At 58.1% G+C, this 11,211-nt stretch carries 13 protein-coding genes and 1 other RNA gene; 5 read left to right on the top strand and 9 right to left on the bottom strand.

What is annotated here, in order from left to right; all coding sequences use genetic code 11:
• Positions 1-85: 85 nt before the first annotated feature.
• An RNA gene (rnpB, locus tag ACZZ0Q_RS04290) (RNase P RNA component class A) lies at positions 86-443 on the bottom strand.
• 49 nt (positions 444-492) lie between these two features.
• Complete coding sequence (rsmI, locus tag ACZZ0Q_RS04285) at positions 493-1,356, bottom strand: 16S rRNA (cytidine(1402)-2'-O)-methyltransferase (RefSeq protein ID WP_122494282.1); 864 nt, start codon at positions 1,354-1,356, stop codon at positions 493-495.
• A 134-nt stretch (positions 1,357-1,490) separates the two neighbouring features.
• Between rsmI and ACZZ0Q_RS04280 the strand changes: the two genes are divergently transcribed.
• The 4 genes from ACZZ0Q_RS04280 to ACZZ0Q_RS04265 all read left to right on the top strand — a co-directional run bounded on the left by ACZZ0Q_RS04280 (position 1,491) and on the right by ACZZ0Q_RS04265 (position 4,980).
• A complete protein-coding gene (locus ACZZ0Q_RS04280; RefSeq protein WP_463542241.1) occupies positions 1,491-3,302 on the top strand; it encodes a penicillin-binding protein activator in 1,812 nt (603 codons plus the stop codon).
• Positions 3,303-3,674, top strand: a complete 372-nt coding sequence (locus ACZZ0Q_RS04275) for a YraN family protein (protein ID WP_122494284.1) — start codon at positions 3,303-3,305, stop codon at positions 3,672-3,674.
• A 185-nt stretch (positions 3,675-3,859) separates the two neighbouring features.
• Entirely contained in the window at positions 3,860-4,453 is a 594-nt protein-coding gene (locus ACZZ0Q_RS04270) for a phosphoheptose isomerase (RefSeq protein WP_122452443.1), read from the top strand.
• Positions 4,450-4,980 (top strand): BON domain-containing protein, encoded by a 531-nt coding sequence (locus tag ACZZ0Q_RS04265; protein ID WP_122494286.1) that lies wholly within the window; start codon positions 4,450-4,452, stop codon positions 4,978-4,980. The genes ACZZ0Q_RS04270 and ACZZ0Q_RS04265 overlap by 4 nt, the downstream gene beginning before the upstream one ends.
• Positions 4,981-5,067: 87 nt before the next feature.
• Here the strand turns inward: ACZZ0Q_RS04265 and ACZZ0Q_RS04260 are convergent, their stop codons facing one another.
• The 7 genes from ACZZ0Q_RS04260 to rplM all read right to left on the bottom strand — a co-directional run bounded on the left by ACZZ0Q_RS04260 (position 5,068) and on the right by rplM (position 9,883).
• A complete protein-coding gene (locus ACZZ0Q_RS04260) occupies positions 5,068-5,481 on the bottom strand; it encodes a ClpXP protease specificity-enhancing factor (protein WP_122494287.1) in 414 nt (137 codons plus the stop codon).
• 17 nt (positions 5,482-5,498) lie between these two features.
• Complete coding sequence (locus ACZZ0Q_RS04255; protein ID WP_463539973.1) at positions 5,499-6,116, bottom strand: glutathione S-transferase N-terminal domain-containing protein; 618 nt, start codon at positions 6,114-6,116, stop codon at positions 5,499-5,501.
• A gap of 92 nt (positions 6,117-6,208) precedes the next feature.
• Positions 6,209-6,991 carry a cytochrome c1 gene (locus tag ACZZ0Q_RS04250; protein ID WP_122494290.1) on the bottom strand — a complete coding sequence of 261 codons (783 nt, stop codon included), beginning with the start codon at positions 6,989-6,991 and terminating at the stop codon, positions 6,209-6,211.
• Complete coding sequence (locus tag ACZZ0Q_RS04245) at positions 6,991-8,202, bottom strand: cytochrome b (RefSeq protein WP_463539974.1); 1,212 nt, start codon at positions 8,200-8,202, stop codon at positions 6,991-6,993. Before ACZZ0Q_RS04245 ends, ACZZ0Q_RS04250 begins: the two co-directional genes overlap by 1 nt.
• Positions 8,202-8,795 carry a ubiquinol-cytochrome c reductase iron-sulfur subunit gene (petA, locus tag ACZZ0Q_RS04240; protein ID WP_122494293.1) on the bottom strand — a complete coding sequence of 198 codons (594 nt, stop codon included), beginning with the start codon at positions 8,793-8,795 and terminating at the stop codon, positions 8,202-8,204. The genes ACZZ0Q_RS04245 and petA overlap by 1 nt, the downstream gene beginning before the upstream one ends.
• Before the next feature lie 252 nt (positions 8,796-9,047).
• The gene (rpsI, locus tag ACZZ0Q_RS04235; RefSeq protein ID WP_122452435.1) at positions 9,048-9,440 is read right to left on the bottom strand and encodes a 30S ribosomal protein S9; all 393 of its coding nucleotides are present in this window, start codon (positions 9,438-9,440) and stop codon (positions 9,048-9,050) included.
• A 14-nt stretch (positions 9,441-9,454) separates the two neighbouring features.
• Entirely contained in the window at positions 9,455-9,883 is a 429-nt protein-coding gene (rplM, locus tag ACZZ0Q_RS04230; protein WP_110616662.1) for a 50S ribosomal protein L13, read from the bottom strand.
• A 237-nt stretch (positions 9,884-10,120) separates the two neighbouring features.
• Here rplM and ACZZ0Q_RS04225 point away from each other — a divergent pair, with 237 nt between their 5' ends.
• Positions 10,121-11,158 carry an NADP(H)-dependent aldo-keto reductase gene (locus ACZZ0Q_RS04225; RefSeq protein WP_463539975.1) on the top strand — a complete coding sequence of 346 codons (1,038 nt, stop codon included), beginning with the start codon at positions 10,121-10,123 and terminating at the stop codon, positions 11,156-11,158.
• The last annotated feature ends 53 nt before the right edge of the window (positions 11,159-11,211 follow it).

Here is an 11,211-nt window from a genome sequence, read left to right as displayed (position 1 = left end):
CGAAGTTAAAGTAACTTCTTAAGAGTTAGATTTTTTCGGATTTAGAAATGCAGCGACGGGAGGTAAAACGAAACAGCGGAAGGAGGTGGAGAGTCGATCTGTAAGCCGGGTTCTGTCGAGGACAGTCATTCCTCTACGACGGCCATCACTGGACGCCTTTAGCAACCTACCCGGTTCCGACGCGGGCCACGCCATGGAACCCTATTTGGTCTTGCTCCGAGTGGGGTTTGCCTAGCCACGAACTGTTACCAGACGCGCGGTGCGCTCTTACCGCACCTTTTCACCCTTACCGGCACCGAAGTGCTTAGGCGGTTATTTTCTGTGGCACTTTCCGTAGGCTCGCGCCTCCCAGGTGTTACCTGGCACTCCGCCCTATGGAGCCCGGACTTTCCTCCCCCCCGCTCGCGTGAACGAAACGAGGCAGCGACTGTCCAATCGACTCTCCGCCGCCTAGGGTAGCGGCAGCCTCCTGTTAGAACAAGCCGAAATCCTTTATTGCCGTTCCAGGGCCACCTGATAGAGCAGGTTCTTGCGCACCCCAGTGATCTCCGCCGCCACGGCAGCCGCGCGTTTGAGTGGCATTTCCTTGAGCAGTAAATCGAGCACGCGCAGGGTGTCGGCGCTTACCGCCTCCTCGCCTTCCGGCGCCTGCCAACCGGCCACCAACACCACGCATTCACCGCGCTGCTGGTTGCTGTCGCCCGCCACCCAGGCGCGCAACTCAGCAAGCGGCAGGCCATTCAATGTCTCAAATGTCTTGGTCAACTCACGCGCCAACAACGCCACGCGCTCGCCGCCAAACACCAGTTCCATGTCTTCCAGGCATTCGAGAATACGGTGCGGCGCTTCGTAGAAAATCAATGTGCGCGGCTCTTCTTTTACAGCTTCCAACCGCGCCCGGCGGCCGACCGCTTTGGCGGGCAAGAAGCCCTCGAAGATAAATCGATCAGACGGCAACCCAGCCGCCGACAGCGCAGCGATCAGCGCGCAAGGCCCCGGCACCGGCACCACTTTTATGCCAGCGGCGCGCACTTGTCGCACCAGGTGGTAGCCCGGATCGGAAATGAGCGGCGTACCCGCGTCAGAAATCAGCGCTACGTCATCACCCGCCTGCAGGCGCGATAGAAAACGACTGCCTTCATCACGCTCGTTGTGCTCATGGCAGGCCGCCAGCGGTGTAGGAATGCCAAAATGTTGCATCAGACGCATGGAATGACGCGTGTCTTCAGCGGCAATCAGCGCAACGTCGCGCAGAATCTTCAACGCCCGAGCGCTGATATCGTCTAGGTTGCCGATGGGTGTGGCGACCACATAGAGGGTACCGGCGGTGGAATTCAAAGCACCCTGAGTGGTCACAACGCACACCTCTTAAATCTCGGAAAGCGCGCATTGTAGCCCGATTCACAGCATCGACATCGCGCCTGGGGTGCCCCTTGGGTACAATCCGCCCTCTTCGATCAAGTACCAGGAACGTCTACATGATCAACCGCCTGACCGCCGGCCTGCGCCCGCTCCTCGCTATCAGCCTTGCCGCTCTCCTGGCCGCTTGCTCAAGCTCGCCGTCCTCCACCCTTGGCGAATTGCCACGCACGCCACAGGCCAGCATTGAGCAATTGCTGCAGCAGGCGGCCGAAGCAAAGCCGGAAGAAGCGGCATCGCTGCGATTGGCCGCCGCCGATCAGGCCTATCAACAGAAGGACGTTGGCCGCGCCGCGCAAATTCTCGATCAGGTTCCAATCGCCACGCTAAAACCGGCGCAGCAAGTGTTCGCAGGCACCTTGAGCGCCGAGTTGGCACTGGCCCGTGGCAAACCGAAAAACGCCCTGGCAGCGCTGGACCAACCCGGTATGCAACGCCTGGCCGAGCTGCCGGTTGAACAGCAAGTACGCACTCAACTCGTTCGCGCCCAAGCGCTGGAAGCCGATGGTCAGACGCTCGCTGCGGCCCGCGAGCGCGTATTCATCGCCCCCTTGTTGAGCGGCGACCCAGCCGTCGACAATCACGAGCGCATCTGGGCACTGGTGTCCGCCTTGCCGGCCGATCAACTGCAAGGCGGTGGCGATGCTGACCTCGCCGGCTGGCTGCAATTGGCGAACGTGGTCAAAACCGCTGGCACGCTGCAACAGCAGCAAGCGGCAATTGATGCCTGGCGCCAACAGAATCCGCAGCATCCAGCAGCCGAGCATCTGCCTGCTCCGCTGACCAAATTGAAAGAGCTGGCCAGCCAGCCGCTGACCAAAATAGCTCTGCTTCTGCCGCAAGACGGCCAGTTGGCCTCGGTGGCCCGCGCCCTCCGTGACGGCTTTATGGCCGCGCATTTCCAGGCCCAACAAGCAGGCCAGAATCCGCCAAGCATTGAGCTGTACGACAGCTCGCGCCTGGCCTCGATGGACGAGTTCTACCGCCAGGCGCAGGCAGCGGGGGTGCAGCTCGTCGTCGGCCCGCTGGAAAAGAATCTGGTCAAGCAACTGAGCGATCGCGAGCAACTGCCGATCACCACCCTGGCGCTTAATTACAGCGACGTCGGCCGCGAAGGTCCACCGCAGTTGTTCCAGTTCGGCCTGGCTGCTGAAGACGAAGCGCGCGAAGTGTCGCGCCGCGCATGGGATGACGGTATGCGTCGCGCTGTAGCCCTGGTTCCGCGTGGCGAATGGGGCGACCGCGTGCTGGACGCTTTCCGCCAGAGCTGGCAAGCCAAGGGCGGCAGCCTGATCGCTGCTGAGCACGTCGACCAACCGGTAGAACTGGCTCAGCAAATTGCCGACCTGTTCCAGCTGCGTCAGAGCGAAGCCCGCGCCAAACGCTTGCAAAGCGTGCTGGGCACGCAGGTTGCCGCGCAGCCTGCCCGCCGCCAGGACATTGACTTCATCTTCCTCGCCGCCACGCCCCAGCAAGCCCAACAGATCAAGCCGACGCTGGCCTTCCAGTACGCTGGCGATGTGCCGGTGTACGCCACCTCGCACCTGTTCACCGGCGGCAGCAATCCGGCGCAGTATCAGGATCTGAACGGCATCCGCTTCTGCGAAACGCCGTGGTTGCTCGACGCCAATGACCCACTGCGCCAGCAAGTCAGCGGCCAATGGCCCCAGGCCGCTGGCAGCCTCGGCCGTCTGTACGCCATGGGCGTGGACGCGTATCGCCTGGCACCGCGCCTAACCGAGCTCAAGGCATTGCCGCAAAGCCGCGTCGACGGCCTGTCCGGCAGCCTGAGCCTCACCGCCAGCCAACGCGTTGAGCGCCAGTTGCCATGGGCCGAGTTCCGCGACGGCACCGTTCAGCGCCTGCCCGATAGCGGCTTCTGATTGATCGCTGCCAGCACGCAAACAGCAGGCCGTGAAGGCGAAGCAGAGGCGTTCGAGCACCTGCGCCGGCACGGCTTGAAGCTGCTAAGCAAGAACTGGCGCTGTAAGGGCGGCGAGCTCGATCTGGTCATGCTGGACGGCGATACAGTAGTATTCGTCGAAGTTCGCGCCCGCCGGCATAGCGCCTGGGGTGGCGCCGTTGAGAGCGTTGATGGCCGCAAGCAGCAGAAGCTGATAATCGCCGCCAGCAGCTTTCTTCAGCAGCAACCTCGCTGGGCCAAACATCCGTGCCGTTTCGATGTCGTAGCCATCAATACGGCCGACACCCAGGCGAGCCGCCTGAATTGGATTCGCAACGCGTTTGACACCTGAATCAGCCTGAACCAACACAATCGATTGCCGGCAGTACGCTGTGCGGCAGCAAGTTAGTGCAAGACCGAACCTGGTTTCGGCACAGCCAGCAGCGACTGCGGCGCCGAGCGATTTTTACCTGTAACAGGCAGGCGCCAGCATTACCCTGGCCCACCTGATCAGCAGCCACACTGAAGGTCATTCCGATGGACATGCAAGCCCGTATCCGCCAGCTGTTTCAAGCCAGTATCGAAACCAAACAGCAAGCCATGGAAGTGCTGATTCCCTACATCGAGCACGGCAGTCTGGTCATGGTCCAAGCCCTGCTCAACGAAGGCAAAATTCTCACCTGTGGCAACGGCGGCTCGGCCGGCGATGCGCAGCACTTTTCGTCCGAGCTGCTTAACCGCTTCGAACGCGAGCGCCCAAGCCTGCCGGCCATCGCGCTGACTACTGACAGCTCGACCATTACTTCGATCGCCAACGATTACAGCTACAACGAAGTGTTTTCCAAGCAGATTCGCGCCCTAGGCCAGCCTGGAGACGTACTGCTGGCCATCTCCACCAGCGGCAACTCCGCCAACGTCATCCAGGCCATCCAGGCCGCTCACGACCGCGAGATGATCGTCGTCGCCCTCACCGGCCGCGACGGCGGCGGCATGGCCTCGCTGCTGCTGCCAGAAGACGTGGAAATCCGTGTTCCATCGAAAGTTACCGCACGCATTCAGGAAGTCCACTTGCTGGCCATCCACTGCTTGTGCGACCTGATTGATAGCCAACTGTTTGGGAGTGAAGAATGACCCGTTCGCCATTAATCCTTGCCGCCCTTGCCATCACCCTGGTGCTTTCCGGGTGCGGCAGCCGTTCGTTCGGCAACAAGATCGATGACCAATTCATCCCGTCGAACGTCGAGCAGAAAATCAAACAGGCCAGTCCTGATTTGGCCAACGGCTCGCACATCATTGTTACCAGCTACAACGGCATCGTGCTGCTGGCAGGGCAAACACCACGTGCGGACTTGAAAGCCTCTGCCGAGCAAGCTGCTCGCTCCGTACAAGGCGTGCGCAAGGTTTACAACGAACTGCAAGTGACCGCGCCCTCCTCGGCGCTGGCGCGCAGCAATGACGCGCTACTAACCACCAAAATCAAAACCGAAATGCTCGCCGACAGCAGCGTGTCGAGTTCGCAGATCAAGGTGATCACCGAGAACGGCATCGTTTACATGCTTGGCGTGGTAAGCCGTCAGCAAGCGCAACTGGCGACCAACCTGGTCCAAGGCGTATCGGGCGTTCAGAAGATCGTGAAGCTGTTCGAGTACGTCGACTAAGTCGATTCGCAGGCAATAAAAAAGGCGATCTTCGGATCGCCTTTTTTATTGGGTCGGGTTTCATGTTGCGCGAAACCCGCCGACGCCTTACTTGACCACCTTCAAGCTCGGCCGGCCGCTTGGACGCGGTGGCTCGGAACCTGATGGGCCGTCGTCATCCGGATCATCGTCTGGCTCTTCGTCAGCCACCGGCGACTCCAGATCGAAAACCATGCCCTGGCCGTTTTCCCGCGCGTAAATTGCCAACACGGCAGAGGCCGGAATGAACAAGGTATGCGCGATGCCACCGAAACGCCCTTCGAAGCTCACCGCCTCGTTATCCATGTGCAAATGGCGAACGGCGCTAGGCGATACATTCAAGACAATCTGACCGTCATTGGCAAAACCTTGCGGCACTTGCACGTTCGGGTATTCCGCGTTTACCAACAGATGCGGTGTGCAATCGTTATCAACGATCCACTCGTATAAAGCGCGAATCAGATACGGACGACTGGAGTTCATCAAAAGCTCCTTCAGCTTCAGCGCATATCGCGCTCTACACCCGACAGGCTGATTTGGAAGGCCTCACGGGCGAACTGGCGCTCCATGTAATCGAGCAGCGGTTTCGCCGGCTTGGGCAGTTCGATGCCTAATATCGGCAACCGCCACAGGATCGGCAAGAGGCAACAATCTACCAAACTCAACTCGTCACTGAGGAAATAAGCCTTGTCGGCGAACAATGGCGACACGCCGGTCAGGCTCTCGCGCAGTTCTTTGCGAGCCTGAACACGCGCCGGCTCTTTGCTACGCGGATCGAGAATCTGGTCCACCAACAGGCACCAGTCACGCTGAATGCGGTGCATCAGCAAACGGCTGTTCGCGCGAGCCACCGGGTATACCGGCAAGAGCGGTGGATGTGGGTAACGCTCGTCAAGATATTCCATCACGACCGTCGACTCGTACAACGCCAGATCACGGTCCACCAACGTAGGAAGACTGGCGTAAGGATTGACCTCTACCAGCTTGGGCGGCGTGCGCCCGGGTTCGACGTTGATGATCTCCGCGCTAACACCTTTCTCGGCGAGCACGATACGTACGCGATGGGAATAGTGATCGGCGGGGTCGGAGTAGCAGGCCAACCGGTTGGTCACGCCCATGGCGATCCTCCTCGCTTGTTAAAGTTATCTGAAGCAGAAAAACGTGCGCGCCCAATTGGGCGCGCAAGTCGACAGCGGAGAATACCAGTTACTTAGTGCACATCCTTCCAGTATTCACGCTTCAGCAGATACGCGAACACAAAGAAGAAGGCCAAGTACAGCAGCACGTAAGTACCGATGCGCTCGCTTTTAAGCTTCACTGGGTTTGCCGAGTAGGCGAGGAAGGTCACAAGATTTTTGATCTTCTCGTCGAACTCAGCTTCGTTCAACTTGCCAGTCTTCGGCACGATGGTGAGCTGGTCACAGGCTTCGTGGGTCAGCGGAGTACCGGTGAGTGGGTCGTACTGCTTTTTACCGTCCTCAACCACTTGTACTTGCTTGCAACCTACAACCTGGCGACCTTGCAGACCGACCAGCACGTTAGGCATACCCACGTTCGGGAACACCTTGTTGTTCACACCCCAAGGGCGTGCCGGGTCTTCGTAGAAGTTGCGCAGATAGCTGTAGAGCCAATCGTTGCCACGAACACGAGCCACCAGGGTCAGGTCGGGCGGAGCCGCACCGAACCACTTCTTGGCATCAACTGGCGACATGCTGTTTTTCATCAGGTCGCCAATTTTTGCACCGGTGAAAACCAGGTTGCTAAGCATCAGGTCATGCGGGATGCCGAGGTCATCGGCAACGCGCTCGTAACGCTGAAACTTGGCGCTGTGGCAGCCCATGCAGTAGTTGGCGAAGGTACGCGCGCCGTCTTGCATGGCGGCTTTGTCGGTCAGGTCGATATCAACCGAATCCAACTCTGGACCATGGCCAGTGTTGGCGAACGCGATGGCCGGCAGTACAGCGAAAACTAGTGCAGCAAATAGCTTTTTCATCAGCCAGTCACCCTTTCCGGAACCGGTTTGGTCTTCTCAAGCTTGGTGTAGAACGGCATGAGGATGAAGTATGCGAAGTACAGCGTGGTGCAGATACGCGCCAACAGCGTGCGCTCGTCGGTAGGCGGCAGAACGCCCAGTACGCCGAGGATGATGAAGGACACGCAGAAAGCCAGCAGCCAGACTTTGCTCATCCAGCCCTTGTAGAGCATGGACTTGACCGGGCTACGGTCGAGCCAAGGCAGTACGAACAGCACAGCAATCGCAGCACCCATCGCAATAACGCCGAGGAGTTTGTCCGGCACCGCACGAAGAATTGCGTAGAACGGTGTGAAGTACCAAACCGGTGCAATGTGTTCTGGCGTCTTGAACGAGTTCGCTACTTCGAAATTCGGCTTCTCAAGGAAATACCCGCCCATTTCTGGGAAGAAGAAGATGATCGAACAGAAGATGAACAGGAACACGACCACGCCGACGATATCTTTCACGGTGTAGTACGGGTGGAAAGCAATGCCGTCCAACGGTACGCCGTTTTCGTCTTTGAATTTCTTGATGTCGACGCCTTGCGGGTTGTTCGAACCCACTTCGTGCAGCGCCAGAATGTGCAGCACTACCAGACCCAGAATCACGATTGGCAAGGCAATAACGTGCAGCGCAAAGAAGCGGTTCAGGGTGATACCAGAGATCAGGTAGTCACCACGGATCCACTGAGTCAGGTCATCGCCGATCACCGGAATCGCACCGAACAACGAGATGATTACCTGGGCCCCCCAGTACGACATCTGACCCCACGGCAGGAGATAGCCCATGAACGCTTCAGCCATCAGCGCCAGGTAGATCAACATGCCGAACACCCATACCAGTTCACGCGGCTTCTGATACGACCCGTAGAGCAAGCCACGGAACATATGCAGATAAACCACAATGAAGAACGCCGAAGCGCCGGTGGAGTGCATCAAACGGATAATCCAGCCGTACTCCACATCGCGCATGATGTATTCGACGGAGGCGAAAGCCTCTTCGGCGGAAGGGGTGTAGCTCATGGTCAGCCAGACGCCGGTCAGAATCTGGTTAACCAGAACCAACAGGGCCAGCGAGCCAAAGAAGTAGAAGAAGTTGAAGTTCTTCGGTGCGTAATACTTGCTTAGATGGTCTTCCCACATTTTCGTGGCGGGAAAGCGCGCATCTACCCACTCCATGAATTTGCTCATCAGGCTTTCTCCTGGTCCACACCGATGACAATGACGTCGTCAGACTCGTAAGAGTGAGGCGGCACTGGCAGATTCAACGGAGCTGGTTGCGATTTATAGACACGACCCGCGAGGTCGTAACGCGAACCGTGGCAAGGGCAGAAATAACCGCCGACCCATTCAGCGCCAAGGTCAGCCGGAGCGACTTCAGGACGGAAGGATGGCGAGCAACCCAGGTGGGTGCAGATACCGACCAGCACCAGAATTTCCGGGCGGATCGAACGCACAGTCGGATCGACATAAGTGGGCTGCACGGAAGCTTTCGACTCCGGGTCAGACATCCGATCGTGGATCTTGGTCAGGTTGCCCAGAATTTCATCTGTACGGCGAACGATGAAGACCGGCTGGCCGCGCCACTCAGCAATCATCTGCTGACCTGGTTCGACTTTGCTGACATTCACCTTCACCGCAGCACCAGCGGCCTTGGCCTTGGCACTCGGGAACCATGACCCCACGAACGGGACCGCAGCACCCACCGCTCCTGCAGCACCAACCACCGAAGTGGCTGCTACAAGGAAGCGACGCCGGCCTGCATTCACGCCGTCATTGCTCATTCAGTCGTCTCCCATCAGCTTTGTGGCCTGTTATTCAGGCATCTACTAAGTAAAATTCAAGCCGCGCAAAAAATTTGCCAAATGGTAAAGAAAAGCCCCATTTCTGACAAGGCAATTACTGGATACAAAATGGCTGAAAGCCTTGCCGGACGTGGCATTTACCAGTGCGGCAAGTTGTCGCAATTAATACTCTCGCCCATAAAAAACGCCCAGTTCCTTTGGGAAACTGGGCGTCTTTGAACGAAGTGCGAATTAACGCTTCGAGTACTGCGGACGCTTACGCGCTTTACGCAGACCGACTTTCTTACGTTCAACTTCACGAGCGTCACGAGTGACGAAACCAGCTTTGCGCAGAGCAGGACGCAGAGCTTCATCATAGTCCATCAGAGCACGAGTGATACCGTGACGGATCGCGCCAGCTTGGCCGCTTACACCACCACCTAGAACGGTGACGTAGATGTCGAATTTTTCAACAGTCTCAGTCAGCTCCAGCGGCTGGCGAACTACCATGCGGGCAGTTTCGCGACCGAAGAAGTTTTCCAGGGTGCGGTTGTTGATGGAGATCTTGCCAGTGCCTGCACGCAGGAAAACGCGAGCGGTTGCAGTCTTGCGACGGCCAGTGCCGTAATTTTGAGTCGCCGACATAATGAACTATTCCGTTAAATCTTCAGTTCTTGGGGCTGCTGAGCAGTGTGTGGGTGAACAGCACCCTTGTACACTTTCAGCTTACGGTACATGTCGCGACCCAGCGGGTTCTTCGGCAGCATGCCTTTAACCGCGGTCTCGATCACACGCTCAGGCGCCTTGGCGATCAACTTTTCGAAGTTGATCGATTTGATGCCACCCGGGAAACCGGAGTGAGAGTAGTACATTTTGTCAGTGGTCTTAGCACCGGTTACACGCACTTGCTCAGCGTTGATAACGACGATGTAGTCGCCAGTATCAACGTGCGGGGTGTATTCGGCTTTGTGCTTGCCACGCAGACGGCTAGCGATTTCTGTGGCCAGACGACCCAGAGTCTGACCTGCAGCGTCGACGACAAACCAGTCGCGCTTAACAGTTTCCGGTTTAGCAGTAAAAGTTTTCATTCTTTAATAGCCTCAGGGGCCGCCCTGAAAATAAGACGGCGGATCTTACTGAATAGTGCGCGCTTTGACAAGCAAAGGCAGCCAGAGACGGACGCTATCGGGGGCTCGGGTCATCACGTCCGTACGGCGGATTCAAGCAGGCTAGGCATCCCCTGCTGAAAACAGCTGCGGAATTATGCCGATTGCAGGAAAAATATCAACCTGATTTGATGGTCACTTTTGCACGAGGAGAAATTCATGCAGTTTCGTAAGCTCGGCCGCACCGATTTGAACGTCAGCGCTATCTGTCTCGGCACCATGACCTGGGGCGAGCAGAACACGCAGGAGCACGCTTTCGAGCAGATCGACATCGCCCGCGCCGCCGGGGTGAACTTCATCGACACCGCGGAAATGTACCCCGTCCCGCCGCGCGCAGAGACGTACAGCCGCACCGAACAAATCATCGGCAACTACTTCAAAGCCCGCGGCAACCGTGGCGACTGGATTCTCGCCAGCAAAATCGCCGGCCCCGGCAATGGTATTTCTCACATCCGTGACGGCCAGCTGAAACACAACCGTGCGCACATTGTGGCCGCCGTTGACGCCAGCCTGAAGCGTTTGCAAACCGACTACATCGATCTCTACCAACTGCACTGGCCGGAGCGCAGCACCAACTTTTTCGGCCAGCTTGGCTATCAACATAAAGACGAAGACTTCACGCCCATCGCCGAAATCCTCGAAGCATTGGATGAGCAAGTGAAGGCCGGCAAGATCCGTCACGTCGGCCTGTCGAATGAAACGCCGTGGGGCACCATGAAGTTTCTGCAGATTGCCGAGCAACTGGGCCTGCCGCGTGCGGTGTCGATCCAAAACCCCTACAACCTGCTGAACCGCACCTTCGAAGTCGGCCTGGCAGAAGTGGCGATCAGAGAACAATGCGGACTGCTGGCTTACTCGCCTATGGCCTTCGGCATGCTCTCGGGCAAATACGAAGGCGGCGCCCGTCCTGCCAATGCGCGCATCAGCTTGTTCAGCCGCTTCACGCGCTACACCAATCCCCAAGCCGAAGCAGCGTGCTCGCGCTACGTCGCGTTGGCGCGTGAGAATGGTCTGGATCCTGCGCAGATGGCGCTGGCATTCGTGACAGCTCGCCCCTTCGTTACCAGCAATATCATTGGTGCGACCAGCAACGAGCAGTTGCGCAGCAACCTGGCCAGCGCGGAACTTACCCTCAGTACCGAGCTGCTGGAACAAATCGACGCCATCCACAAAACCCAGCCGAACCCGGCGCCGTAATTCCCGGCAAGAACGAAAAAGCCCGGCACTCAGCCGGGCTTTTCAGTTCCATC

The organism is Pseudomonas sp. AC070 (assembly GCF_979258635.1).
This window is presented reverse-complemented; position numbering and strand designations above follow the sequence as displayed.